Annotated in this window: 19 protein-coding genes; 6 read left to right on the top strand and 13 right to left on the bottom strand. The window is 67.7% G+C overall.

Translation table 11 applies throughout. The annotated features are described in order from the left end of the window. Positions 1–2 precede the first annotated feature (2 nt). The 3 genes from V6Z91_RS04610 to V6Z91_RS04600 all read right to left on the bottom strand — a co-directional run bounded on the left by V6Z91_RS04610 (position 3) and on the right by V6Z91_RS04600 (position 4,250). Positions 3–2,456 carry a TonB-dependent siderophore receptor gene (locus tag V6Z91_RS04610; RefSeq protein WP_338767251.1) on the bottom strand — a complete coding sequence of 818 codons (2,454 nt, stop codon included), beginning with the start codon at positions 2,454–2,456 and terminating at the stop codon, positions 3–5. A gap of 298 nt (positions 2,457–2,754) precedes the next feature. Then, entirely contained in the window at positions 2,755–3,750 is a 996-nt protein-coding gene (locus tag V6Z91_RS04605; protein WP_338767249.1) for a FecR domain-containing protein, read from the bottom strand. Then, complete coding sequence (locus V6Z91_RS04600) at positions 3,723–4,250, bottom strand: sigma-70 family RNA polymerase sigma factor (RefSeq protein WP_338767247.1); 528 nt, start codon at positions 4,248–4,250, stop codon at positions 3,723–3,725. The genes V6Z91_RS04605 and V6Z91_RS04600 overlap by 28 nt, the downstream gene beginning before the upstream one ends. 341 nt (positions 4,251–4,591) lie before the next feature. Here V6Z91_RS04600 and V6Z91_RS04595 point away from each other — a divergent pair, with 341 nt between their 5' ends. Continuing rightward, positions 4,592–5,059, top strand: coding sequence for a hypothetical protein (locus V6Z91_RS04595; protein ID WP_338767246.1), 468 nt, complete (start codon positions 4,592–4,594; stop codon positions 5,057–5,059). Between the two features lie 73 nt (positions 5,060–5,132). Here the strand turns inward: V6Z91_RS04595 and V6Z91_RS04590 are convergent, their stop codons facing one another. From V6Z91_RS04590 to hutC, 9 genes are all read right to left on the bottom strand, one after another. Then, entirely contained in the window at positions 5,133–7,049 is a 1,917-nt protein-coding gene (locus V6Z91_RS04590) for an AAA family ATPase (RefSeq protein ID WP_338767244.1), read from the bottom strand. Positions 7,050–7,381: 332 nt separating this feature from the next. Further along, on the bottom strand, positions 7,382–8,158 hold the full coding sequence (locus tag V6Z91_RS04585; protein ID WP_338767241.1) for an ABC transporter substrate-binding protein: 777 nt from the start codon (positions 8,156–8,158) through the stop codon (positions 7,382–7,384). After that, positions 8,158–9,867 (bottom strand): glycosyltransferase family 39 protein, encoded by a 1,710-nt coding sequence (locus V6Z91_RS04580; RefSeq protein WP_338767238.1) that lies wholly within the window; start codon positions 9,865–9,867, stop codon positions 8,158–8,160. The genes V6Z91_RS04585 and V6Z91_RS04580 overlap by 1 nt, the downstream gene beginning before the upstream one ends. A 92-nt stretch (positions 9,868–9,959) precedes the next feature. Continuing rightward, complete coding sequence (locus tag V6Z91_RS04575) at positions 9,960–10,229, bottom strand: type B 50S ribosomal protein L31 (protein WP_338767235.1); 270 nt, start codon at positions 10,227–10,229, stop codon at positions 9,960–9,962. A 244-nt stretch (positions 10,230–10,473) separates the two neighbouring features. Then, the gene (gene rho, locus V6Z91_RS04570; protein ID WP_338767232.1) at positions 10,474–11,736 is read right to left on the bottom strand and encodes a transcription termination factor Rho; all 1,263 of its coding nucleotides are present in this window, start codon (positions 11,734–11,736) and stop codon (positions 10,474–10,476) included. A 133-nt stretch (positions 11,737–11,869) separates the two neighbouring features. After that, positions 11,870–12,196: a thioredoxin TrxA gene (gene trxA, locus V6Z91_RS04565; protein WP_155709880.1), complete on the bottom strand. Its 327-nt coding sequence runs from the start codon at positions 12,194–12,196 to the stop codon at positions 11,870–11,872. 186 nt (positions 12,197–12,382) lie between these two features. Beyond that, complete coding sequence (locus V6Z91_RS04560) at positions 12,383–12,787, bottom strand: response regulator (protein ID WP_338767222.1); 405 nt, start codon at positions 12,785–12,787, stop codon at positions 12,383–12,385. Position 12,788: 1 nt separating this feature from the next. Next, positions 12,789–17,390: a PAS domain S-box protein gene (locus V6Z91_RS04555; protein ID WP_338767219.1), complete on the bottom strand. Its 4,602-nt coding sequence runs from the start codon at positions 17,388–17,390 to the stop codon at positions 12,789–12,791. Between the two features lie 83 nt (positions 17,391–17,473). After that, the gene (gene hutC, locus V6Z91_RS04550; RefSeq protein WP_338767216.1) at positions 17,474–18,208 is read right to left on the bottom strand and encodes a histidine utilization repressor; all 735 of its coding nucleotides are present in this window, start codon (positions 18,206–18,208) and stop codon (positions 17,474–17,476) included. A 132-nt stretch (positions 18,209–18,340) separates the two neighbouring features. On the opposite strand from hutC, the gene ada reads away from it, so the two are divergent. Genes ada through V6Z91_RS04535 form a run of 3 tightly spaced genes read left to right on the top strand, consistent with a single transcriptional unit; the run spans position 18,341 to position 21,791 of the window. Further along, positions 18,341–19,408 carry a bifunctional DNA-binding transcriptional regulator/O6-methylguanine-DNA methyltransferase Ada gene (gene ada / locus V6Z91_RS04545; protein ID WP_338767213.1) on the top strand — a complete coding sequence of 356 codons (1,068 nt, stop codon included), beginning with the start codon at positions 18,341–18,343 and terminating at the stop codon, positions 19,406–19,408. Positions 19,409–19,410: 2 nt separating this feature from the next. Continuing rightward, a complete protein-coding gene (locus V6Z91_RS04540; RefSeq protein ID WP_338767210.1) occupies positions 19,411–20,091 on the top strand; it encodes a 2OG-Fe(II) oxygenase in 681 nt (226 codons plus the stop codon). Positions 20,092–20,138: 47 nt separating this feature from the next. Continuing rightward, positions 20,139–21,791 (top strand): amidohydrolase family protein, encoded by a 1,653-nt coding sequence (locus V6Z91_RS04535; RefSeq protein WP_338767208.1) that lies wholly within the window; start codon positions 20,139–20,141, stop codon positions 21,789–21,791. On the opposite strand, the gene V6Z91_RS04530 is transcribed toward V6Z91_RS04535, so the two are convergent. Further along, complete coding sequence (locus V6Z91_RS04530; protein WP_338767206.1) at positions 21,781–22,650, bottom strand: aldo/keto reductase family oxidoreductase; 870 nt, start codon at positions 22,648–22,650, stop codon at positions 21,781–21,783. The two genes, V6Z91_RS04535 and V6Z91_RS04530, sit on opposite strands and share 11 nt — an antisense overlap. Before the next feature lie 110 nt (positions 22,651–22,760). Between V6Z91_RS04530 and V6Z91_RS04525 the strand changes: the two genes are divergently transcribed. Continuing rightward, the gene (locus V6Z91_RS04525; protein ID WP_338767204.1) at positions 22,761–23,657 is read left to right on the top strand and encodes a LysR family transcriptional regulator; all 897 of its coding nucleotides are present in this window, start codon (positions 22,761–22,763) and stop codon (positions 23,655–23,657) included. Between the two features lie 68 nt (positions 23,658–23,725). Further along, positions 23,726–25,414, top strand: a complete 1,689-nt coding sequence (gene hutU, locus V6Z91_RS04520; RefSeq protein ID WP_338767201.1) for a urocanate hydratase — start codon at positions 23,726–23,728, stop codon at positions 25,412–25,414. Position 25,415 lies beyond the last annotated feature (1 nt).

Below are 25,415 nucleotides of genomic sequence, written 5' to 3'. Positions count from 1 at the left end.
GCTTACCAGAGGTAGCCGAGGGTGGCCGTCACGCGGCGGCCTTCGCCGTACAGGCAGCTGCCGTAGCTGCAGGCGAGCGTGTCCCGGTCGGCCAGGTTGGCGAAGTTCAGGGAGGCGCGCCACTGGCGCGCTTCCCAGGCCAGCAGGGCATCGAATGTGGTCGAGGAAGGCACGCGGGCATTGGTGCCGCGCACATCGGTCATCGACCCCGTGAAGCGGGCGCCCAGGCCGGCGCGCAAGCCCGGCCACCCGAAGGCGCCCAGGCCAACGTCGCCCCACAGCGCGGCCTGCTGGCGCGGCACGGAGGGCTGGCGCACGCCGATGTCGGCCGGCCGCAGACTGCGCGTCGTGCGCGCGTCGGTATAGGCCCAGGAGGCGATCAGGTCCACATGCTTGCCGACGCGGCCCTTCGCCTCGAACTCGGCGCCCTCGGACTTCACTTCGCCGGTCTGCATGCGCACGGCCGGCGTGCGCGGGTCGCTCGTCACCACGTTCTGCTGCGTGAGCGTGTACACGGTGGCGGAGAGCAGCAGGCCGGTCGATGGTATCTCCCAGCGCAGGCCCAGTTCCGCCTGTTCGCCGCGGGTGGGCTTGAAGCGGTTCCCGGCCGTGTCCACGCCGCTCTGCGGCTCGAAGGACTGGCTGAAGCTGAAGAACGGCGCCAGCCCGTTGCCGGCCTGGTAGACGGCGCCGGCGCGGCCGGTGGTGGCTTCGGTGCGCTCGGTCGACCAGCGCGGCGTGCCCGCCAGCGGCGAGCGCGCGTCGCTGGCCCAGTCGTGGCGGGCCCCCAGCAGGAAGATCCAGCGCTCGCCCAGCCTGGCCTGGTCCTGGACGTACAGGCCCTTGCGCGTTGCGATCGCGCGCGTGCTGTAGGAAGGCACCTGCGTCATTTCCTCCGGCCGGGCACCGTAGGCCGGGGCGAACAGGTCGAGCGGGGCCACCGCGGCCAGCGCCCACTGGCTTTCCGGCTTGTGGCGCGCGTAGTCGAAGCCGGCCAGCGCGGTATGCGCCATGCCCAGGCCGTTCCAGCGCTGCTCGATGGACGTGTCGCTGGAGAAGCCGCGCGTGCGTTCCCATTCGTCGTAGGCGCTGCGCCATTGGCGGCGCGGATCGTCGTCGAGCGGGCCGTCCAGGCCGATGAATTGCACGTGGTTCTCCGAATTCAGGTAGCGCGTGCCGTGCCGCAGGCGCGTGCTGCTTGAAAAGGCATGCTCGAACAGCAGGGCGCCGCCATACTGCCGGGCATCCTGGCGGTCGAAGTCCGGCTCGCCCACGAAGCGGCCGCGCGGCAGCTTGCCGTACGGCGAGGCGATCAGCGTGCCTTCGGCCGGCAGCGAATACTGGTAGGCCGTGCGCCGGTCGTGGACGTGGGCGAGCAGGGTCAGCGAGGTGGCGGGCGTCGGCTGCCATTTCAGCGCCGGCGCGAAGTAGCGGCTGTTGTTGGGAATATGGTCGATCTGCGTCTCGTCGTTGCGGGCCAGGGCCGTCACGCGCCAGCTCCACGCCGGCCCCAGCGCACCGCCGACATCGGCGGCGGCCTCGCGGCGCCCATGCGAGCCCACGGCGGCGCGCAATTCGTTGACCATGTCCGCCGTCGGCCGCTTCGTCACCGTGTTCAGCACGCCGCCGGGCGCCGCGGCGCCGTACAGCACCGAGGCCGCCCCCTTGATCAGTTCCAGCCGTTCCAGGCCGTACACTTCCTGCTGGCCCGAAGCCCAGCCCGCGCCGCCGAATTTCAATCCGTCGCGGTAGATGCCGCCGCTCGTGTCGGACAGGGGAAAGCCGCGGCTGTAGAACACGTCGAACGAGTTGGTGTAGCCGGGGTCGGCGACGATGCCGGGCGTGTACGCCAGCGCCTCGCCCAGGCTCACGGGTTTCAGCGTGGCCAGCTGGTCGGGCGTGACGATCGAGATCGATTGCGGGATTTCCGTCACGGGGACATCGAACTTGGTGGCGCCGGCGCTGCGCCGCGCGGCGTAGCCGCTGCCGGGGCCGTCTTCGCCTTCGCGCACGCCGTCGACGATCACGCTGGGCATGACATGGGCTGCGCCGCCTTCCTGCGCGCCGCCGGCGGCGCGTTGCCGGGCCAGCGTGTAGCCGCCGTCGGCTTTCGGTACCGCCACGATGCCGGTGTTGCGCAGCAGCCGGGCCAGCGCCTCGGCAACCGTGTAGGCACCGCGCGCGCCCTCGCTCCGCACGCCGGTGGTCAGGTCGGCGGGATAGGCCAGCAGGATGCCCGCCTCGCGGCCGAGGCGGTTCAGGGCCGGCTCGAGCGGGCCGGCCGGGATATCGTAGTGGCGCCGCGCCTGCGCCTGCGCCGGCGTATCGAGGGCGAGGGCGGCGCCGGCGGGCGCCAGCAGGCCCAGGGCCAGCGCCTGCGCCAGGGTGGTGAGGTTCAGGCGCGCGCGCGCCGGACGGGAAAGGTCATGCATGGTGGTCTCGGGTGGATTGTTCAAGGGTTTTCATCTCCTTGACACGCGAGATGGCGGAATGGATCACCTTCCGGTGAAATGTCGTTCGGACGCACGCGGGGGAGCGATGTCGGGCGCTTCAGGTGCATGCCCGTGCGGCGAACCGGTTGGGTTTCCTGGACGAGTTGGCGAGATGTGGCGAACCGGAGTTGACTGGGGTCGGGGAAAACCGGTGTCGGACACCGAAGAGCCGGTGTCCGACACCAGTGCGCAGCCGCCGATGGCCGGTGCGGCGGACACCAGTGTGCGGCTGCCGATGGGTATCTCGACTCTTGCCATGCGCTCAGCCGCGCGGCCGCACCGCCACGTAGTAGCGGGTGAAGTAGCGTACCTCCACGGGCAGCACGGCGGCGATGGCGCGCAGCACGCGGTCGGTATCGGCCAGCGGGTAGGTGCCGGCCACGCGCAGGCCGGCCACGGCCGGGTCGCAGGCGATGGTGCCGCGGCGGTAGCGGGCCACTTCGGCCAGGAATTCGTCCAGCCGCATGCCGGCGCCGATCAGCATGCCATCCGCCCAGGCCGTGGTGGCCTCGTCGGCAGCCACGGGCACGGCGATGCCGCCGGGCGTTACATCGGTGCGGCGGCCGGCCGCGAGACGCAGGTAGGCGCCGCTGCCGGCCAGCACGTCCACCGCGCCGTCGAAGGCCGAGACGCGGGTGGCACCGTCCAGCAGGCGCACCGCGAAGCGCGCGCCGAGGGCGCGCAGCGTGGCGTGCGGCGTTTCCACGGTGAGCGGCAGCAGGCGTGCGCCGCGCATCGTCACGAGCATTTCGCCTTCGGCCAGCCGCACGCGGTGCAGGCTGGTGTCGATGTCGAGCGCACTGTCGCCGTTCAGGGTGACGGCGCTGCCGTCCGCCAGCCTGAGCGTGCGGCGCTCGCCGATGCCGGTGCGCTCGTCCGCCAGCCAGGTATCCCAGGGCAGGGCGGTGCCGCCGGCGGCGAGGCCGCCACCGGTGAACACGAGCAGGGCCAGCGCCTTGACGGCCTGGCGGCGCCCGGCCGAACCGGGCCGGGACAGCACCGCCTGGGCCGCGGCCGCCGCGACGGGGGAGCCCAGGCCGCGCCAGTGCGCATGGGTGCTTTCCACGTGGCGCCATGCCCGTTCATGGTCCGGATGGGCGGCGCGCCAGCGTTGCCATGCCTCGCGCAGCTCGGCGCTGGGCTGGCCCGCCTGCAGCTCGACGAGCCACTCGACGGCGCGGCGCGCGATCGCAGGGGCGACCTGGGGCGGGGCGGGCACGCCGGCGGCCATCACGCCCCCGCGCCGGCGAAGTAGCATTGCGTCATGGCACGCACCAGGTAGCGCTTTACGGTCGTGTGCGAGACCCCGAGCCGTTGCGCGATCTCGGCCTGCGGCATGCCGTCCAGCTGCGCATACAGGAAGGCGCGCCGCACCGGCGCGGGCAGGCCATCGAGCAGCCGGTCGATTTCGCACAGGGCTTCCAGGACCAGCGCGCGCTCTTCCGGCGACGGCGCGAGCGGTTCGGGCAGCGCCGCCAGCGCATCGAGCCACGCGCGTTCGAGCTGTTCGCGGCGGTAATGGTTCAGCAGCAGGCGCCTGGCGATCGTGACGAGGAAGGCACGCGGCTCGTCGATCGCCACCGTGCGGTCGGCGCACAGCAGGCGCACGAAGGTATCGTGCGCCAGGTCGGCGGCATGGAAGGCGCAGCCGAGCTTGCGGGACAGCCAGCCGTGCAGCCACTGGTGGTGCCCGGCATACAGCTGCTGTACCTGCGCGGGCAGCGGAGCGGGCGCGTCAGCGGTGGAGGCGGGAGGCATGGAGGCTCCGTGAGCGATGGTTGCGGGTATGAAGTAACCTTCATTATAGATGAGAATAAATCTCATTAACAACCGGTTCATGCCGTTTCGGCAATGCCGAGTTGGGCGCGATGCGGGCCTGTCATGACCCTCCCGCAGTCGCTTTGCAGTGGTTATCTAGACAACTTGCCCGCATTTGCGCGCTATTTGCGTTCCAGCGGGGTGCCAGGCAGTTCATCCCCCTTTTTCTACGCTTCGTCGCTTCCCGCTGCCTTCGCGAAGTTGTCTTTGTTACCTTGTACCCGTCGCCGCACATTACACAAGAGGCGGTGACCACCTGGCAAACCACTTCGGAGATTTACATGAACAAATCGTTTATCGGCGCGGCAGCAGTCGTCCTCGGCCTCCTGGCTCCTTTCGCCGCCCAGGCACAAACTCAGGCACAACGCCAGGCGCAGGCCGACCAGGCCAGCGTTTCCGTGACGGCGCCGCGCCAGTCGTACACGCCGGGCGTGGGCGAGTTCAACGAGTTCGCCAACACCTATGTGCTGACCAATGGCCAGGCCGCGCAGTTCGTCCAGCGCGGCAACCACTACTATGTGCAACTGAAGGATTCCGTGCGGTCGATGCAGCGTTCCGAACACAATGGCTTGAAGATCGTTTCGACCCGGCTGCGCCCGGTCGGTCCTGGCGCATTCGTTACCGACAGCGGTGCCGAGCTGACCTTCCACGACCATGGCGACGAGGTGCGCATCAGCAGCTTCGAGCGCCTGCCCGCCGCCCGCGTAGCCGCGAACGAAACGAAGGTGCAGATGATCGCCCGGCGCTGATGACGCTGTGGTCATGCTGCCCCAACGACAAAAGGCCCGCATCAGCGGGCCTTTGTCGTATCGAAGGTGAACCTTATGCTGCCAGGCGCAGCGGAGCCGGGTCGAGGCGTTCTTCCAGCAGTTCGAACACGTCGTCCTTGGTCAGCACGTAGCGTTCCATCAGCACGTCCTTCAGCGATTCCATCACGTCGCGGTAGTCGGCGATCGATTTCAGCGTTTCGCTGTACAGCTCGTCCGCCTTCGCTTCCACCTGCACCAGCGTGTGCTCGCCGCTCATCTCGTTCTTGAACTGGCTGTAGTCAAGCTTCGAGCGCGAATACATCGACAGGCTGTTGACCATCGTATGCAGCATCGAGGTCGCCTTCTGGATGTCGTTCTGGCTGCCCACCGAGATACCGCGGGCACCGTAGAACAGTTCTTCCGCCGCCACGCCGCCGTACAGCTGCATCACGTCGCGTTCCAGTTCTTCCAGCGTGCGCAGCGACATGTCGTCACCGGCGGAGAGCACGTAGCCCAGCGCGTTCAGCTTCGACACCGATTCCGTGCTGATCTTCAGCAGGTGCGATTTTTCCTTCACCTCGGCCAGCGACATGCCGGCGCGCAGGTGCGGGTCGATCTGCATGAAGAAGTGGCCCAGTTCGTGCAGGGCGATGCGCTCGCGCTGGCGGGTCTTCTCGGCCGTCGTGGCACGGTCGGTCAGGCCGATCGTGGCGCGTTCGAAGGCGCGGAACATCAGGTCGGTATTGATCACCTGCTTGTCCTGGATCGACAGCAGCGAGGCGCGGTCGACCACGGTTTCCAGCAGGGCCGGCGACAGGTTCTGCGTGATTTCCGCCACCTGGTCCAGGTCCATGTCGTTCCAGTCCACCAGGCCTTCTTCCTTGCGGGCCAGGAAGGAGCGCAGCAGTTCCTTGCGTTCCAGCTTGTTCGGCAGGCGGAAGTTGATCTTCACCGAGAAGCGGCGCAGCATCGCCTCGTCCATCTGCGAGTTGTTGTCGTCGAAGTTCGACGCCACCACCCAGATCACGCCCTTGCCTTCGTCGCTCTTCACGCCGTCCAGCAGGCCCAGCAGGGTGTTTGCCGTATCGTCTTCCCATTTCTTCTCGCCGCGGCCGCGTGGCATGAACAGCGCCTGTGCCTCGTCGAGGAAGATGATGCAGTTGCCGCGGGCGGCAGCCTTGCGGTACAGGGCGTTCAGCGATTTCGAACCGCCGCCGATGTAGCCGGATTCCAGCGCCGAGCCCGAAGCCGAGATCAGCGGGTAGCCCAGGCGCTTGGCCAGGTAGCCGGCCAGCTTCGTCTTGCCGGTGCCGGCGGGGCCCGTCAGCATCACGTTGAACGGCTTGTCGATATTGTGCTGCTTGTAGACTTCGCGGTTGCGGATCATGTCTTCCAGGTGCAGCACTTCCTGCTTGATGTCTTCCATGCCGATCAGGTCATCCATGGAACCCTTCAGCTTGTCCGGGGTGATCACGGCGGCCGACGCGCCACCCATGCCGGGCAGGCCGAACTTCAGCACGAACAGCAGCAGGGCGATGACCACGATGTCGAAGGCGTGGCGCTGCACGAAGGCGGTCACGCCGGCCATCGTGCTGCCGTCGTCCAGCAGCACGGCCTTGTGCTTGGACAGGTAATCCTCCTTGGCGATCGCGTACGGCAGGCCATTGCGCAGCAGGACTTCGCGCTCCAGGCTCAGGTGGGAGGTGCTCGGCACCTTCACCACGTGCAGCTGCGGCGTATCCTTGAACTTGTAGATATAGCGGGGCGAGTCCGACAGCGGGCGGGCGATGAGCAGGTAATCGAGCCGCTCCCGCTGGCTCACGAGGGCCGTGATTTCCGAGATGTTCTGCGAGCGGACGACCGGGCTGGTGTCCTGCACGACTTCGGTACGGATGACGGCGAAAACAACCGCTACGATAGCGAGCACGACCAGGGCGAGGCGCACCCAGGTGTTCTTGAGCGCGAGCTGAAGTTTATAGAAATTGAACATGTGGCAGACTCAACAATTACTGATACACGGATGATTGTCGTTCGCAAAGTACCCGAAGCGCGGTTGCGGGGCGCGTCAGTACTAGCTGGAAATTCCGGCACGCGAATGGGGCACTGCCGGGTGTGTCGTTGAGCGAGGCACGGGCGCTGCCTGGGTGGCAGCTTGTATGGTATGACCTGTGGGCGGTCTTTAATGCCGAGCGGCAACGTAGCGTATATGTGGACTATACCGGGCTGCGCAAGCTTTGTCTTTAGTTTCCTGAAGAAAAAATCTTGATCCGCAACAGGTTTTGCAATGGTTAATTACGGTCTGTCTACAATGATTTATAACGTTTATTGCCGGCCTGTTTTTTCTTCATCGTAGCGGCGGTCGATGCGGCCCAGCGACCCATCGCGACGCATTGTATCGAACATCGCATTCATGCGCTCGACGAGCCGGTCAGGCACGGTGGGATGGCAGGCGAGGTACAGGCCAACGCGGTTGAACACCAGTACCGGCACGAGCTGGCCATTGCGCCCGATCCGCGCCGTACCGTCCAAGTCCGGGCGCGCCGCCACGGCCCACAGGTCGATCCGGTTCAGCAGCAGCTTTTCCGGATTGAGTGCGTCGTTCGCCACCGCGTCCACCTTGAAGCCGCGGCTGCGCAGGAATTCGTCGCGCGCGTCGCCGGCATAGGTGCCGATGCGCAAGGGGCGGGCATCCTCGAGCGTGCGCAGCCGTAGCGGGCGGTCGGCGCGCGCCATCAGCACCCAGTCCGATTCCACGATCGGGCCCACCCACTTGAAGTGCTTTTCCCGCGCAACGGTGCGGGTGGTGGAATACACGCACGTGTTTGCGTCGCGCTGCGCCATCATGAACGCGCGCTTCCAGGGCAGGATGTCGATCGAATACGGCACGCCCACGCGCTCGAGCATTTCACGCACCTTGTCGGTCTGACGGCCGGCGGGCTTGCCGTCGACGAGCATGCTGGTCGGCGGCGTGTTCTCGCCCGTGATCGCGAGGCGTGGCCAGGCTGTTGCCGATGCGACAACGGCCTGGGCCGCGGCCACCGGCCAGCTGGCGCAGAGCGCGGCGGCCAGCACGGCGGCTCTGGATATACCGCTGCGCATCACGGGGCCGTCCGGCGGAACAGGCGGAAGCGCTCGCTGCGTTCGCTTACGCGGCGGCCTTCCCACAGCAGCGCCCAGTCGCCCGGCGGGTCGCGCCGTTCACCGCGCGTGTAGTCCTGCCACAGCAGCACGCGGCATTGGGCGGTGTCCACGCTGTTGAACGGCAGCTTGCCGAAATAGGCGAACGAGGCGCGCTGCGCCGGGCCGGCATTGCTCGCCACGCAATCCGTGTCGGCGGGCAGCACGGCGGCGGCCTGGCGCGCCACCGTGGCATAGCTCTTGTTGTAGTTGGTCAGCGGCAGGTACAGCGTCATCCACAGGATCCAGATCAGGATCACGCCGCCCGAGGAGAGCACCACCGCGCGCCACAGCACCGAGGGCCGGCGCGAGACGCGCCAGCGCACCAGCAGGAACCAGCCGAGCGTGGCGGCAATGGCCACCAGCAGGGCGAGCCAGTTCAGTTCGGGCACGTAGCCGGGCACCAGCCGCAGCACGTTGTGGGCCGGCTTCGGCGGCCAGCCCGTCAGTTGGGCATACCAGAACAGCCACAGTACTGCGGCGCCCAGCGTGAGCACCATCACGGAGAACCAGTCGATCGCGTTGATCGCGCCCCGCTGCACCGTCAGCAGGCCGAACGCGGCCATGATCGCCAGCGGCGGCACCAGCATCAGCAGCTGGGCGTGTTCCGGCGCCGGATTCATCAGCAACATGGCAATGGCCACGATGACGAAGGTAGTCGGCACCACGATGTGCAGCAGGTTGTTCTGCCGGCGCCAGGCATAGGCGGCCCACAGCGCAAAAGGCCAGGCGGGCCAGAAGAACCAGACGCCATCGCGGAAGAAGATTTGCAGGGGGCGCAGGCTCGGCAGCGCCAGCTGCGCCATGTTCCACGTGTTCCAGGCCACCAGCGGCGCCTGGCCGTACGGCCGGGTGGCGAAGGCGGGCACCAGCCACGGCAGCGTGACGGCGAACGCCACGCCCAGCGAGGCCAGCAGGTGGGGCAGCGCCTTGCCGGCAGGGATCGCCAGGAAGCGCGTGCAGATGAACAGGGCCGCCAGCACGAAGGCGGGCGGCACCCAGCCTCGGGTCAGCGTCATCAGGCCCAGCGCCACGCCGATCAGCGCTGCATTGCGCCAGCATGGCTTTTCCATATAGCGCACCGAGCGGTACAGGGTCAGCGCCAGCAGGGCCGTCAGCAGCGGTTCGGAGGTGGTTTCATGGCTGTGCTGGAGGAAACCCAGGCAGCCGAGGTAGATCAGCAGCGCGGCATCGGCCAGCGTGCGGCCGAAGTCGTCCGGCTCGGGCTGGCCGCCGAAGGCCAGCTTGAGCGGCTGCGCCTCGGGCCGCCGGCCCAGGTTGAAGGTGGCGTACCATAGCGACAGCGCGCCCAGCAGGAACACACCGATGGTGGCGATGCGGGCGGCGAGCACGTCGCCGAGCAGCCATCCGAACAGCTTGATGCACAGCGCGCCCAGCCAGAACATGAGCGGGCCTTCCTGCGGCACCGACATGCCCACGATATTGGGCCACAGCCAATCCTGCCAGCTGCCGTGTGCCATCGTCCACATGACGCCGAAGCTGGCGGCATCGTCGTTCTTCCATGGTTCGCGGCCGATCACGCCGGGCAGGATATACAGCATGGCCAGGGCAAACAGGGCCCAGCGGGGCAGGGCAAGGACGGCGGAGGCGGGGAGGCGTACGGGCTTCATTCACTCAAGGGCTGACGTCGGAAACAGGAGTATCGGCGAAAACAATAAAAAAAGGCAGCCGCAGCTGCCTTTCTTCAAGCGCAAAAGGCTGATCAGCCTTGCGAGACGGCGGTCTTGGAACCGACCTTGCCGAACTTCTGGCGGAACTTTTCCACGCGACCGGCGGTGTCGACGATCTTGTGCTGGCCCGTGAAGAACGGGTGCGATTCCGACGAGACTTCGATCTTCACCAGCGGGTACTCCACGCCTTCGTGGGTCGCTTTTTCGCGGGTCTGGATCGTGGAGCGGGTCACGAACTTGAAGTCGCAGGACAGGTCGTGGAACAGGACTTCACGGTAATCGGGATGGATATCGGCTTTCATGTGCTTCTCTCTCAAAGTTTGGTAGCCAAACAGCACTTCGTCGGTCCAACAGCTTCTCGACCCGATTGCTGATCACTTGCCAGGGTTAAAAACAGCCGGGGATTATACACCAACCGTTGACTGGAAAATGGGGACAGACCCCATTTTCCAGGAAATGTTTCCCGAAAAATGGGGTCTGTCCCCATTTTGAAGCAATTTTTGAATGAAAGAACCGGAGCGCCTGGCTCCGGTTCTTGGGCGGTTCTTAGCCGCCGCGGCGCATCATGTCGAAGAACTCGGTATTGGTCTTCGTGGCGCGCATCTTGTCGAGGATGAACTCCATCGCCTCGATCTCGTCCATCGAGTACAGCAGCTTGCGCAGGATCCAGATCTTCTGCAGCTGGTCGGGCTTGATCAGCAGTTCCTCGCGGCGGGTGCCGGACTTGTTCAGGTTGATCGCCGGGTACACGCGCTTCTCGGCCAGGCGGCGTTCCAGGTGCACTTCCATGTTGCCGGTGCCCTTGAATTCCTCGTAGATCACGTCGTCCATGCGCGAGCCCGTTTCGATCAGCGCCGTGGCGATGATGGTCAGCGAGCCGCCTTCCTCGATATTGCGGGCGGCGCCGAAGAAGCGTTTCGGGCGCTGCAGCGCGTTGGCGTCCACACCGCCGGTCAGCACCTTGCCCGAGGCCGGGATCACGGTGTTGTAGGCGCGGGCCAGGCGGGTGATCGAGTCCAGCAGGATGACCACATCCTTCTTCATCTCGACGAGGCGCTTGGCCTTTTCCATGACCATCTCGGCAACCTGCACGTGGCGGGTGGCCGGTTCGTCGAAGGTGGAAGCGACGACTTCGCCGCGCACCGAGCGCTGCATTTCCGTCACTTCTTCCGGACGTTCGTCGATCAGCAGCACGATCAGCGTCACGTCCGGGTGGTTGGCCGTGATGGCGTGGGCGATATGCTGCAGCATCACGGATTTACCCGATTTCGGCGATGCCACCAGCAGGCCGCGCTGGCCCTTGCCGATCGGCGCGATCAGGTCGACGATGCGGCCGGTGATGTTCTCGGCGCCGTTCATCTCGCGCTCCAGGCGCAGCGGCTCGTTCGGGTGCAGCGGCGTCAGGTTCTCAAACAGGATGCGGTGCTTCGAGGCTTCCGGCGATTCGCCGTTGACCTTGTCCACCTTGACCAGGGCGAAGTAGCGTTCGCCATCCTTCGGCGTGCGCACTTCCCCTTCGATCGAATCACCCGTATGCAGGTTGAAGCGCCGGATCTGCGACGGCGAAATGTAGATGTCGTCGGTCGACGCCATGTAGCTGGCGTCCGGCGAGCGCAGGAAGCCGAAGCCGTCCGGCAGCACTTCCAGGGCGCCGTCGCCGAAGATCTGCTCGCCGGCCTTGGCGCGCTTCTTCAGGATCGCGAACATGAGCTCCTGCTTGCGCAGGCGGGCAGCATTGTCGATATCCAGACTGATGGCCATTTCCAGCAACGCCGAAACGTGCAAGGCCTTTAATTCAGATAGATGCATAGATGTTTGAGTGTCCCGTGACGGGAAAGTAAGGTAGGGGAGGGAACTGCGTTGGACTTATTGTTCTCGGGGGGCTGGTGCCTCGGTCCCGGCCAGGCAGGTGGTGCTGCGGGCGCAACACCACCTATATTACTCAAATATTGCTGTCGATGAAAGAGGTCAGTTGGCCTTTTGCCATCGCGCCAACCTTTTGCGCCGCCGGCACGCCGTTCTTGAACAGGATCAGCGTGGGAATGCCGCGGATGCCGAACTTGCCCGGCACCGTCTGGTTCGAATCCACGTCCAGCTTGGCGATCGTCAGCTTGCCGTCATATTCCTTGGCGACTTCTTCCAGGATCGGGGCGATGCTCTTGCACGGACCGCACCACTCGGCCCAGAAGTCCACGAGCACGGGACGGTCGGATTTGAGCACGTCGGCTTCGAACGACGCGTCGGTAATGTGTTTGATGTTTTCGCTCATGTTGTTTTCCCCTTTCGGGATCAGATTAAGTTCGCCTGGCGCGCCCTTTGCCGCCAGCTCGTTGCTGCCAGATGGAGGCCGGTGCCCATGAATTCAATGACAAGCACAATGTCAAGGCAGACTCAACGAAGGAAGCTTGCAAGAAGGAATCAGGCGGGGATGGAACAAATAATAACCTATTTTCCGTTACCGTGTGCCGCCAGCGGGGCTGCCGCCCGCTACCTCCAGCAGGTCGGCCAGCGCGGCGCGGGACAGCGGCTTGCTGCACGCGCCCACGATGGTCAGGCCCTGCGCCATCGCCAGTGTTTCCGCGGCGCGCAGGATGCCGCTGTCCATGCCGGAAAGCAGGATCACGCCGCCGGCAAAACCCCGCTCGGCCACGGCGCGCAGGAACTCGATGCCATCCATTTCCGGCATCGACAGGTCGCAGACCAGCAGGTCCGGTTTGAAGGTGGGCAAGACCTTCAGCGCGCTGCGCGCGTCCGTGGCGGCATGGACGTTGGCGTAGCCCAGGCCGGCGATCATGTCGGACAGCATGTCCAGCATGAAGGCGTCGTCGTCCAGCAGCAGGATGCGCAAGGCGTAGTTCATGTCAGTGCTCGCCGATGGTCGTGTGATTCATGATGTGTTCCCTGATCTGATCGAGCAGCGGGCGGTATTGCCCGATCAGTGCGCCGGCACCGCGTTCCGCCGCGGGGCCGGCCGGTGGCAATTGTTCCATGCGCTCGCACAGTTCGCCCATGCCGATCGCCCCCACCGTGCGGGCGGCCGCCTTCAGGCGGTGGCCCAGTTCGCGGATGCGCGCGATGTCGCCGGCGGCCATGGCTTCGTCCAGTTCGGCCAGGCCGGCCTCCGCCGATTGCAGGAATTTCTGCGCGAAATTGCGGATCTTTTCCGGCTGGTAGCCCAGCACCTGCGCCAGCACGGAGAGGTCGATCACGGCCGGGTCGCCCACCAGCGCGACATGCGGCCGCCGCCCAGTGCCGTCGCGTCCCGCGCCGCCGTGGCCGCCGCGATTGGCGCGGCGCTCGGGCAACCAGGCGGCGATGGTGCGCACGAGCAAGGCCGGCTGGATCGGCTTGGCGATGAAGTCATCCATGCCCACCGCCAGGCAGCGTTCCCGCTCGTCGCTGGTCGCCGTGGCCGTCATCGCCAGCACGCGCAGGCCGGTCAGGCGCGCGTCGGCGCGGATGCGGCGCGTTGCCTCCAGCCCGTCCATCACCGGCATCTGCACGTCCATCAGCACGCAATCGAAGCGCTCCTCCTCCAGCCGCGCCAGCGCTTCGGCGCCATTGCCGGCCAGCTGCACCGTGGCACCCGCCTCTTCCAGCATCTCCAGGCCGATCTGCTGGTTGAACGCATTGTCCTCCACCAGCAGGATATGGGCACCCTTGAGGGATGCCGGCTCCGGGGCCGGCAGCGGCGGCGACGTGTCCACCGGCGCCGCGCCCCCGGCGCCGGAAATGCCCAGCCGGGCCGTGAACCAGAACGTGCTGCCGGCCCCCGGCGCGCTGGTGACGCCGACTTCGCCGCCCATCAGGTGTGCCAGCTCCTTGCAGATGGCAAGTCCCAGCCCGGTCCCGCCGTAGGCGCGCGTGGTGGAGGCGTCAGCCTGCTGGAACGACTGGAACAGCTTGCCCATTTCCTGTTCCGTCATGCCGATGCCCTCGTCGCTGACCTCGAAGCGCAGCAGGCAGTGCGCATCGGCGACCGCCTCGCAGCGGACGCGCACGCCGATTCGACCCCGTTCGCTGAACTTGATGGCGTTGTTCGCATAGTTGATCAACACCTGCCCCAGCCGCAGCGGATCGCCGCGCAGCACCGGTGGCACTTCCGGCCCGATGTCGATGTCCAGGTGCAGTTCCTTCGCGGCCGCCTTCGGCACCACCACCGTCGTCAGGGTCTCCACCACCTGGGCCAGCTGGAATTGGACCTCTTCGATCTCCAGCTTGCCCGCCTCGATCTTCGAGATATCGAGGATATCGTCGATGATGCCCAGCAGGTGCTCGCCGGCGAAGCGGATCTTTTCCAGGTAATCGCGCTGGCGCGGATCGCGCTCGGTCTTGAGCGCCAGGTGCGCCATGCCGATCACGCCGTTCATCGGCGTGCGGATCTCGTGGCTCATATTGGCCAGGAACTGGCCCTTGGCCTGGCTGGCTTCCTCGGCGATCTTCTTCGCCTGGCCGAGCTGCTCGGTGCGCTGCACCACCCGTTCTTCCAGGTGCTCGTTCAGTTCGCGCAGCGCCTGTTCCTGGCGCTTCGCCTCGGTGATGTCGAGCGACATGCAGATCAGGTACACCGGCTTGCCCTGTTCGTCGAAGACCGGCTTCTTGAACGTGCGCAGCGTGAGCTGCTGGCGCAGCACGGGGTTGAACAGCGTTTCCTCGTAGTCGATCTGCTCGCCGCGCGTGAACGCGTCACGGTCGCGCCGCGCAAACTCGGCCACCTCGGCAGGCGAGTGCAGGTGCGCGTAGCTGCCATTGTGCAGGTCCGCCATCGTGTAGCCGAACTGCTGCTCGCAGGCGGGATTCATCAGCAGCATGCGGCCGTCCGGCCCTTTCAGGAACAGGCCGATCGGCATCATCTTGATGATTTCCTGCAGGCGCTGCTCGCCGCGCCGCAGCGCGTCCGCGCTGTTCTTGCGCTCGGTGATGTCGGTAAGGCTGGCCACGGCCATGGTCGCGGCGCCCAGCTCGTCGCGCATCGGCTCGGCGTTCACCGACAGCCAGCAGATGCCGCCGCTGGCGCTCGTCACGCCCATCACCACGTCGCGTACCGAGCGGCCGGTGGCCAGCGCGCGCTGTACCGGATGCTCGTCGCCGGCCAGCTGCCGGCCGTCCTCGTGCATGCCGGGCCACAGCCGCGCGCCGCTGGCCGCGGCCGGGCCCAGCATGCCGGCCGCCGCCGCATTGCATTCGAGGATCACGCCTTCGCCGTTCAGCACCACCAGGCCGTTCGTCACGGCGTTGAACACGGATGCCATGCGCTGGCTGGAATTGCGCAGGGCCACCTCGGCCAGGCGGCGGTCCGTGATGTCGGTGATCATCGCCAGCGTGCCGGTGTAGCCGCCGTTGTCGTCGTGGATCTGCGTAGTCGACACCAGGCCCCACATCGACGAGCCATCCTTGCGGTAGAAGCGCGCGTCGCCCTGCTCGGCCTCGCCGGGCCGGCGCCGCTGGTTCTGGCGCATCAGCTGGGCCACGCTTTCGGCGTCCATGAAGTCCTTCATCGGGCGGCCCATCATGTCGTCGGGTTCATAGCCCAGCATGCGCGCCATCGTGGGGTTGACGAACGTGGTGCGGTCGCCCGCGTCGAGCATCCAGATGCCCTCGGTGGCCGTCTGCACGATCAGCCGGTAGCGCTCGGAGCTGGCGTGCAGGGCCTGCTCGGTGCGCTGGCGCTGCGTCATGTCGCGCACCGACACCACCGACAGGCCCTGGCCCGCCATCTCTATCGGCGCCAGGTGCACCATGGCCGGGAAATGGGCGCCGTCGGCGCGCCGCGCCGTCAGCACGCGGCCCGGCAGGTTGGGGCGCGAGAACAGTTCGCGCGGCAGGCCGGGCGCGCTGCGCATCACTTCCGGCACCAGCAATTCCATCGACAGGCCAGCCATGTCGCCCGGCTGGTAGCCGAAGCAGTTGGCGGCGGCGCGGTTCACCTGCTGCACCCGGCCGCCGCGGTCGGCCACCAGGATCCCGCCGGGCATCGCTTCCAGCACGGCGGAGAGCCGGTCGCGGTCGGCCAGCACCCGGTCGTTCACCGGCCCCAGCGTGCCGCTGGCCAGCACCGGCTGGGTGCCGGCCCGCTTGGCCACGCGGCCGCGCAGCGCCACCCAGCGGAAGCTGCCGTCGCGGCAGCGCATGCGGCATTCGTGCACGAGCAGCGCGTCGTCGACGGGATCGAGGCCGATGCGCGACAGCTCGCGCATCAATTGCACGCGGTCGTCCGGATGCACGTGCTGCATCCACGCGTCGCGGTCGCGCGGCGCGAAACCGTCCGGGCCATAGCCCAGCAGTTCACCGACGATCGGCGAGAGGCGCACCTCGTCGTTTTGCGGATGCCATTCCCACACGCCCTCGCTGGCCGCTTCCAGCGCCCGCTCGGCCACCGGGGCCGGGGCCGCCACGGGCGCGGCGGACACCGGCGCAGGCCGGGGGCGCGCACGCGCGCGCCAGACCGCCGCGGCGCCCAACAGGGCCGCCAGGGTGCCGGCGGCGATCAAGGGCCAGCGCTGCGGCGGCTCCGGCTCGCGATACAGGAAGCCCTCGAGCGGTACGCTGCGCGGCAGCATGCCCAGCGTGATGTAGGTATTGGCGATGGTCTGCCAGCGCACAGGGTTGCTGTAGCCCGGTTCCACCAGCGGATGCTCCAGCAGCCTGGCGGTCTGGCGCGCTTCGTACATGAGGTGTTCGCGCGAATGCCCTTGCGGGTACCGGGCACGGATCAGGTCCACGATCTCTTCGGGGTGCGCCAGCGCATAGCGCCAGCCCCGCAGCGTGGCCTCGCGCATGGCGCGCGCCCGCTCGGGGTATTCCTTCAGCTCGTGCTCGGTGGTGAACAGGTTGTCGCCGTAGAAGTCGATGCCGGCCGAGCGCGGCAACAGGACTTCGAAGGCCGCGCCGGTCCGGCCGAGCGTGTAGGGGGCATCCGTCATGTAGCCCGCCATCGCGTCGACCTTGCCCTCGAGCAGATCGTCCAGGCGCTGGCTGTGCGGCAGCAGCTTCAGGTCGGCCGGCTTGACGCCCTGGCGCAGCAAGTAGGCTTGCAGTTCGTCGTTGCCCGGTGCCAGCATCACGCGCGCGCCGGCCCAATGCATGGGCTTGCCGTCCGGGAGCCGGCGGGTGAACAGCGCGGCGGCCGAGTGCTGGAAGATCGAGGCCAGCACCACGACGGGTTTGCCGGCCGCGCGGTGCAGCAGCAGGTTGCTGCCGCCCACGCCATACTGGGCCCGGCCGGCGAGCACGGCCTGCACCGGGTCGGTGTCCGGCCGGCCCTCCTGCAGGGTGACTTCCAGCCCCTCGTCGCGGTAATAACCCTTGTCCTGCGCGGCGTAGTAGCCGGCGAACTGGAACTGGTGGTGCCATTTCAGCTGGACGGTCACGCGCTCCAGCGCACCGGCCGGGCCGCATGCGCACAGCAGCAAGGCCGCTTGCAGCAGCAGGCGGCGCGCGGGGCGGGCGGGGGTGGACGGCAACGGCTTCCTTTCGTGAAGTTGACTAAGGCCGGATCGGCGTTCGATGGTCAACCAATATACACCGGCGGGGCAGAGTGACGCACTCAGGCGTGTGCACCGGTCGCAACGCTGCCGGCGAACTGGTAGCGGTGGCCCGGGTGCCACATGGTGACGAGCGAGGCCACCTTGCCGCCCGAACGCGTGCGCCGGCGCAGCACCAGGCAGGGCTGGCGCGCATCCATGGCCAGCATGTCGGCGATGTCGCGCGGCGCCGCCAGCGCTTCGAGGCTGTAGGTGGCGGCCTGCAGCGGCGCGGCGGCCAGCAGGTATTCACTGGGCGTCACGCGCGTGAAGTCCTGTGCCAGGTAGTCGGCGGCCACTTGCGGGTTGACCCAGCGGTCTTCCACCTGGATCGGCACGCCGTTTTCGTAATGAACGATGATCGAGTGGAACAGGGTGTGACCAGCGGGCAATTCGAATTGCTTGGCCAGCAGTTCGTGGGCAGCTGCCGCCTCGAGCCGCTGCAGCGCGCTGCGGTGCGTGTGGCCGCGCGCCCGGATCTCGTCGGCGATGCTCTTGATCTCCAGCAGCGTGGCCTGCACCTTCTGCGGGGCCACATAGGTGCCGGAACCCTGGCGGCGCGTCAGCACCGCCTCGGCGGTCAGTTCGCGCACGGCGCGGTTGACGGTCATGCGCGACACGCCGAACTGCTTGACGAGCGCCTGTTCCGACGGGATCACGTCGCCTTCCTTCCAGTGCCCGGCGGCGATGCCCGCCAACAGGAAATCCTTGATCTGCTGGAAGATGGGCGTACCCGCTGCGTCGTGCCGTGCTTCCAAGTTCCTGCCTCCTTCGCTGCGCCATGGGTCGCGGCATTCTAGGCGCGTATTGAATTCAAAAGCAAGGGCCGGAGTGCCGCGGCGGCGCCCGCCGCCCATCATGGCGGCATACAATGATCGCTGGAGCCAGCCATGAATGAACCCACCTTCCACCCCTATGACAGCGACGAGGCGCGCTGGGCCGCCGTGCAGCGGCGCGACCGGGCCGCCGACGGGCAGTTCTATTACTCGGTGCGCACCACGGGCGTGTATTGCCGGCCCTCGTGCGGCGCCCGGCCGGCGCTGCGCGCCAATGTCGCCTTCCACGCCAGCACGGCCGATGCCGAGCAGGCGGGCTTTCGCCCCTGCCGGCGCTGCAAGCCCGACCAGCCGCCGCTGGCCGAGCGCCATGCGGCGCTCGTGGCCGAGGCTTGCCGCCTGATCGACGCAGCCGAGGGGGAACCCGACCTGGCCACGCTGGCCGCGGCCAGCGGCGTCAGCCCCTTCCACCTGCATCGCATCTTCAAGGCGCAGACGGGCATCACGCCCAAGGCCTATGCCGCCGCGCGCCGCAAGGAGCGCATGCACGAAGGCCTGGCCAGGGAACCTTCGGTGACGGAGGCGATCTACGCCGCCGGCTACAACTCGAGCGGCCGCTTCTACGCCACCTCCAACGCGGCGCTGGGCATGACGCCGACCGCCTTCCGCCGCGGCGGCAGCGGCGCCACGATCCGCTTCGCCATCGCCCAATGCTCGCTGGGCGCCATCCTCGTGGCCAGCACCGATGTGGGCATTTGCGCGATCCTGATGGGCGACGATCCCGAAGTCCTGGCGCGCGACCTGCAGGACCGCTTCCCGAACGCCGAACTGGTGGGCGCGGAAGCCGCATACGAGGCGGTGGTGGCGCAGGTGATCGGCCTGGTCGAGGCGCCGGAGACGGGACTCGACCTGCCGCTGGACGTGCGCGGCACGGCCTTCCAGCAACGGGTGTGGCAGGCGCTGCGCGCCATTCCCGCGGGGCGCACGGTCAGCTACACGGAACTGGCGGCGCTGGTCGGTGTTCCGAAGAGCGTGCGCGCGGTTGCCGGCGCCTGCGCGGCCAACGCGATCGCCGTGGCGATTCCCTGCCACCGCGTGGTGCGCAACGACGGTTCGATCTCCGGCTACCGCTGGGGCGTGGAGCGCAAGCAGGCCTTGCTGGAGCGGGAGGGCGCGAAGTGAACGTGGACTGGCAAGCCGTGGGCGACGAACTCGACGCCTTCGGCTGCGCGCGGATCGCGGCCCTGCTGACGCCCGGCGACTGCGCGCTGCTCGCGGGAGCCTACGACGATGCGGACCTGTTCCGCAGCCGCATCGTGATGGAACGGCACGGCTTCGGCCGGGGCGAATACCAGTACTTCCGCTATCCGCTGCCGGACCTGGTGCGGGAACTGCGCGACGCGATGTACGCGCCGCTCGCGGCGATCGCCAACCGCTGGAACACGGCGCAGGGCATCGGCGAGCGTTATCCGGCGCGGCATGACGAGTACCTGGCGCGCTGCCATGCCGCCGGCCAGGTGCGCCCCACGCCGCTGCTGTTGCGCTACGGCGCGGGCGACTACAACTGCCTGCACCAGGATCTGTACGGCGAGCACGTGTTCCCGCTGCAGGCGGCATTCCTGCTGTCGCGGCCCGGGGTGGACTTCACCGGCGGTGAATTCGTGCTCACGGAACAGCGCCCGCGCATGCAGTCGCGCGCCGAGGTGGTGCCTTTGGCCCAGGGCGATTGCGTGATCTTCCCCGTGCACCACCGGCCCGTGAACGGCACGCGCGGCGTGTACCGCGTCAACATGCGGCACGGCGTGTCGCGGCTGCGCAGCGGGCGGCGCCATACGCTGGGGATCATCTTCCACGACGCGATGTAGGGGATTGGCGCTACACTCTGGAGCTTTCGTACCCACGAAGGACTCCCATGCGCTTTCTCCTGCTGGCCACGAGCCTCGACCTCGCCGTCCAGGTCCATGCCGCTCCCGGCACCGTGATCGACAATGCCAACGGCTACACGCTGACCGCCAGGGACGAACTGGTGCGCTTCCAGTCGCTGGCCTTCGATGCGAACGGGCGCATCGTGGCCGTCGGCACGGCGGCCGAGGTAACCGCGAAGGCGCCGGGCTATACCCACGTCGATATGGGCGGCAAGACCGTGCTGCCCGGCCTGATCGATGCGCATGGCCACGTGTTCGGTCTGGGCGAGATCGCTACCGGCGCGGAGTTGTACAGTTCCACCAGCCTGGCAGGCGCCGTGAAGACGATCGCCGAATTCGCGCGCGCCAATCCGCGGCGCGCCTGGGCGGTGGGCAATGGCTGGAACCAGGAAAACTGGAAGCTGGGACGCTTTCCCACCGCGCGCGAGCTCGACGCGGCGGTGGCCGACCGGCCCGCGCTGATGCGCCGCGTGGACGGCCACGCCGTGTGGGTGAACAGCCGCGCGCTGGCCCTGGCCGGCATCACGAAGGATACGAAGGACCCGTCCGGCGGCAAGATCGAGCGCGATGCCAAAGGCAATGCCACCGGCATCCTCGTCGACGCGGCGATGGACCTGGTGAACAAGGTGGTGCCGCGCCCCACCGAGGCCGAGTCCCGCGCCGCGCTCGATGGCGCGCTGGCCAGGCTGCGGAGCGTGGGCCTGACGAGCGTGCACGATGCCGGCATCGGCGTGGGTGCCGACAAGCTGTACCGCGCCTACGCGGATGCGGGCAAGCTGACCACGCGGGTGTACGCGATGATCGGCGACACTGCTCAGGACTTCGACCAGTTGGCGGTGAATGGCCCGCTCAAAAGCCATGCGAACGACCTGTATGCGCTGGCCGCCGTCAAGCTGTTCGCCGACGGCGCGCTGGGCAGCCGCGGTGCCGCGCTGGCCCAGCCCTACAGCGATGCGCCGCACACGCACGGCTTGCTGTTCTACGACGATGCGGCCATGCGGGCCAGGATGGCCAAGGCGATGAAAGCCGGCTACCAGGTCAACGTGCACGCCATCGGCGATGCCGGCAACAAGCAGATCCTGGACAGCTATGCGGCGCTGCTGCCGCAGTACCCGGCGGCACTGCGCCACCGCATCGAGCATGCGCAGGTGGTCGCGCCGGCCGACATCCCGCGTTTCAAGGAACTGGGCATCATCCCGTCGATGCAGCCAACGCATGCCACGTCGGACCAGAACATGGCCGAGCAGCGCGTGGGCAGCACTCGCATCAAGGGCGCCTATGCCTGGCGCACCTTCCTCGCGCAGGGATCGCGCATCGCCTGCGGGTCCGACTTTCCCATCGAGTCGCCGAACCCCTTCGAAGGCCTGCACGCCGCCGTCACGCGGCAGGACATGCAGGACCGGCCGCCGCAGGGCTGGTACAGGGAGCAGGCGATGACGGTGAAGGAAGCGCTGCGCTGTTTCACCCTGGACGCGGCCTGGGCGGCCGGGCAGGAAAACGTGATCGGTTCGCTGGAGCCGGGCAAGTGCGCCGACTTCATCGTGACGGACGGCGACCTGTTCACGGTGCCGCCGGCCATGATCGGCCGGATCGGCGTGTTGCAGACGTGGGTGGGCGGCAGGCAGGTTTTCAAGCGATAGCCGCGATCGCGTCCAGTTCCGCCACCGCGTCGGCGGGCAGCGCCAGCGCGGCGGCCGCGATGTTCTGCCGCAGGTGCGCGATGGACGAGGTGCCGGGGATCAGGAGGATGTTCGGCGCGCGCTGCAGCAGCCAGGCGATCGCCACCGCCATCGGCGTGGCATCGAGGCGCGCCGCCACGGCCGTCAGCGTGTTTGACTGCAGCGGCGAAAAGCCGCCCAGCGGGAAGAACGGCACGTAGGCGATGCCGGCGGCGGCCAGCTCGTCGATCAGTGCATCGTCGCCGCGGTGCACCAGGTTGTAGTGGTTCTGCACGCAGGCGATCGGCACCATGCGGCGCGCGTCGCCAACCTGTTTCGCCGTCACGTTGGACAGGCCGATGTGGCGCACCAGGCCCTGCTCGCGCAGTTCGGCCAATACCGACAGCGGTTCTTCCAGCGAGCCTTCGGCCGGGCCTTCCACGCTGAACATGGCGCGCAGGTTCACCACGTCCAGCGTATCGAGGCCCAGGTTGCGCAGATTGTCGTGCACCGCATCGACCAGCTCCTGCCGGGAGAACGCGGGCAGCCAGTTGCCCTGGGCGTCGCGCCGCGCGCCGATCTTCGTCACGATGCACAGGCCGGCGGGGTAGGGATGCAGCGCCTCGCGGATCAGCCGGTTGGTGACATGCGGCCCGTAGAAGTCCGACGTATCGATGTGGTTCACGCCGGCCGCCACGGCGGCGCGCAGCACGGCGCGGGCGGCATCCGGGTCCTTCGGCGGGCCGAACACGCCGGGGCCGGCCAGCTGCATGGCGCCATAGCCGATCCGGTTTACCGTGTGGTCGCCGAGCTGCCAGGTGTGACGAGGGGTGTGCGTCATGTCGTTCTCCTTGATGAATGTGCGATGAGGAAAGGATAAGAGCGGCCCGGCTGCGCGACAATCCAGTAAAGTGTGCATGGGTTGTGCGAAAAAACGAACAATGGAGTGCCATGAAAGTCGATCTCGGTGACTTGAACGCTTTTGTCACGGTGGCGCGGGCCGGGGGCTTCCGCGATGCGGCGCGCGTGGCCAGTGTCAGCCCGTCCGGCCTGAGCGAGGCCGTGCGCCGGCTTGAAGCGCGCCTGGGGGTGCGCCTGCTCAATCGCAGCACCCGCAGTGTGGTACCGACGGAGGCGGGGCGCAGCCTGCTCGACCGTTTGGAGCCGGCCCTGAACGAGGTGCAGTCGGCGCTCGACGTGGTGAACGCCTTCCGCGACCGCCCAACCGGCACCCTGCGCCTGAACGTGCCGCTGGCCGCGGCGCGGCTGGTGCTGCCGGCCATCCTGCCGCGCTTCGCCGCCGCCTACCCGGACATCGTGGTGGACGTGGCCGTCGAGGACAGCTTCGTGGACATGCTGGCGGCCGGCTTCGATGCCGGTATCCGCTACGAGGAGCGGCTCGAGCAGGACATGATCGCCGTGCCGATCGGTCCGCGCACGCAGCGTTTCGCGGCAGCGGCGTCGCCGGCCTATCTCGACCGGCATGGGCGGCCCGGCCATCCGCACGAATTGCTGCGGCACGCCTGCATGGCCGGCTATTTCGCCAGCGGCGCCACCGTGCCGTGGGAATTCGTGCGCGATGGCGAAACGGTGCGGATCGATCCCCAGGGCCCGCTGCGCGTGCGGCTGGGCGCCGGGGCCGACCTGGCCGTCGCCGCGGCGGTGGCGGGGAGCGGTATCGTCTACCTGTTCGAGGACTGGCTGCGGCCGTATATGGCGCGCGGCGAACTGGAACCCGTGCTGGAGTCGTGGTGGCCGGCATTTTCCGGCCCGTTCCTGTATTACCCCGGCCGGCGCCTCGTGCCGGCGCCGCTGCGGGCGTTCATCGACTTCATCCGGGATATGTAGAAAGCATTTGACTCAGCTTGTATAGACAACCTATGCTGTGAGGATCCATCCACCTTCGAGGAGACGCCATGAGCGACCCGCGCTTCGATCCCACCCGCGACATCCGCGCCCCGCGCGGTCCCGACAAGATCTGCAAGACCTGGGGCGCCGAGGCGGCGTACCGGATGATCCAGAACAACCTGGACAAGGAAGTGGCCGAGAATCCGCAGTCGCTGGTGGTGTATGGCGGCATCGGCCGCGCCGCGCGCGACTGGGAATGCTTCGACGCGATCGTGGCGGCCCTGAAGGAGCTGGGCGAGGAGGAAACCCTGCTCGTCCAGTCCGGCAAGCCGGTCGGCGTGTTCCGCACCCATGCCGATGCGCCGCGCGTGCTGATCGCGAACTCGAACCTGGTGCCGAAGTGGGCAAACTGGGAACACTTCAACGAGCTCGATCGCAAGGGCTTGTTCATGTATGGACAGATGACGGCCGGCAGCTGGATCTATATCGGCACCCAGGGGATCGTGCAGGGCACGTACGAAACCTTCGCCGAGGCGGGGCGCCAGCATTTCGGCGGCGACCTCAAGGGCCGCTGGCTCCTCACCGCCGGCCTGGGCGGCATGGGCGGCGCCCAGCCGCTGGCCGCCACCATGGCCGGCGCCGTGTCGCTGACCGTGGAGTGCCAGCAGAGCAGCATCGACTTCCGGCTGCGCACGCGCTACCTGGACCGGCAGGCGGGCACCATCGACGAAGCGATCGACCTGGTGCGCAAGTACAAGGACAAGGGCGAGGCGATCTCGATCGGCCTGCTCGGCAATGCCGCCGACGTGTTGCCCGAACTCGTGCGCCGGGCACGCGAGGGCGGCCTGGTGCCCGACCTGGTGACCGACCAGACGTCCGCGCACGACCTGATCAACGGCTACCTGCCGAAGGGCTGGAGCGTGGCGGACTGGCAGGCGGCGCGCGCCGAGCCGGCGCGGCACGCGGAACTGAAAGCGGCAGCCGCCGCTTCGTGCGCCGTGCACGTGCAAGCGATGCTGGACTTCCAGCAGCTGGGCGCGAAGGTGGTCGACTACGGCAACAATATCCGGCAGGTGGCGCTTGACGAAGGCGTGCGCGACGCGTTCGGCTTCCCCGGCTTCGTGCCGGCCTATATCCGCCCGCAGTTCTGCGAAGGGCGCGGGCCGTTCCGCTGGGTGGCGCTGTCCGGCGACCCGGAGGATATCTACAAGACCGATGCGAAGATCAAGGAACTGTTCCCGCACCATGCGAACGTGCACCGCTGGCTGGACATGGCGCGCGAGCGCATCGCCTTCCAGGGCTTGCCGGCGCGGATCTGCTGGCTGGGCCTGGGCGAACGGCACCGCGCCGGCCTGGCGTTCAACGAGATGGTGAAAAATGGCGAGCTGAAGGCGCCGATCGTGATCGGGCGCGACCACCTCGACACGGGTTCCGTGGCCAGCCCGAACCGCGAGACGGAAAGCATGCGGGATGGCAGCGACGCCGTGTCCGACTGGCCGCTGCTGAACGCCCTGCTGAACACGGCCGGCGGCGCCACCTGGGTCTCGCTGCACCACGGCGGCGGCGTGGGCATGGGATACTCGCAGCATGCGGGCGTGGTCATCGTGGCCGATGGCACCGAGGCGGCCGCCCGCAGGCTGGCGCGGGTGCTCGTCAATGACAGCGCTTCCGGCGTGATGCGCCATGCCGATGCCGGCTATGAAACCGCGATCGCCTGCGCCAAGCGCAATGGCCTGAACCTTCCGATGGTGAAGTAAA

Origin of the sequence: Massilia sp. METH4 (genome assembly GCF_037094685.1) — a bacterium.
Taxonomy (GTDB): domain Bacteria; phylum Pseudomonadota; class Gammaproteobacteria; order Burkholderiales; family Burkholderiaceae_D; genus Rugamonas.
Note: the sequence above shows the minus strand (reverse complement) of the source record. Positions and strands in the feature narration are given on the sequence as shown.

Coding starts and splice junctions, on each gene's coding strand:
- ada (WP_338767213.1), top strand. CDS start 18,341: ATGAATGAACCCACCTTCCACCCCTATGACAGCGACGAGGCGCGCTGG.
- V6Z91_RS04600 (WP_338767247.1), bottom strand. CDS start 4,250: ATGCCTCCCGCCTCCACCGCTGACGCGCCCGCTCCGCTGCCCGCGCAG.
- rho (WP_338767232.1), bottom strand. CDS start 11,736: ATGCATCTATCTGAATTAAAGGCCTTGCACGTTTCGGCGTTGCTGGAA.
- V6Z91_RS04590 (WP_338767244.1), bottom strand. CDS start 7,049: ATGTTCAATTTCTATAAACTTCAGCTCGCGCTCAAGAACACCTGGGTG.
- V6Z91_RS04530 (WP_338767206.1), bottom strand. CDS start 22,650: ATGACGCACACCCCTCGTCACACCTGGCAGCTCGGCGACCACACGGTA.
- V6Z91_RS04525 (WP_338767204.1), top strand. CDS start 22,761: ATGAAAGTCGATCTCGGTGACTTGAACGCTTTTGTCACGGTGGCGCGG.
- trxA (WP_155709880.1), bottom strand. CDS start 12,196: ATGAGCGAAAACATCAAACACATTACCGACGCGTCGTTCGAAGCCGAC.
- V6Z91_RS04605 (WP_338767249.1), bottom strand. CDS start 3,750: ATGCTACTTCGCCGGCGCGGGGGCGTGATGGCCGCCGGCGTGCCCGCC.
- V6Z91_RS04560 (WP_338767222.1), bottom strand. CDS start 12,787: ATGAACTACGCCTTGCGCATCCTGCTGCTGGACGACGACGCCTTCATG.
- V6Z91_RS04585 (WP_338767241.1), bottom strand. CDS start 8,158: ATGCGCAGCGGTATATCCAGAGCCGCCGTGCTGGCCGCCGCGCTCTGC.
- V6Z91_RS04535 (WP_338767208.1), top strand. CDS start 20,139: ATGCGCTTTCTCCTGCTGGCCACGAGCCTCGACCTCGCCGTCCAGGTC.
- V6Z91_RS04580 (WP_338767238.1), bottom strand. CDS start 9,867: ATGAAGCCCGTACGCCTCCCCGCCTCCGCCGTCCTTGCCCTGCCCCGC.
- hutU (WP_338767201.1), top strand. CDS start 23,726: ATGAGCGACCCGCGCTTCGATCCCACCCGCGACATCCGCGCCCCGCGC.
- V6Z91_RS04595 (WP_338767246.1), top strand. CDS start 4,592: ATGAACAAATCGTTTATCGGCGCGGCAGCAGTCGTCCTCGGCCTCCTG.
- V6Z91_RS04575 (WP_338767235.1), bottom strand. CDS start 10,229: ATGAAAGCCGATATCCATCCCGATTACCGTGAAGTCCTGTTCCACGAC.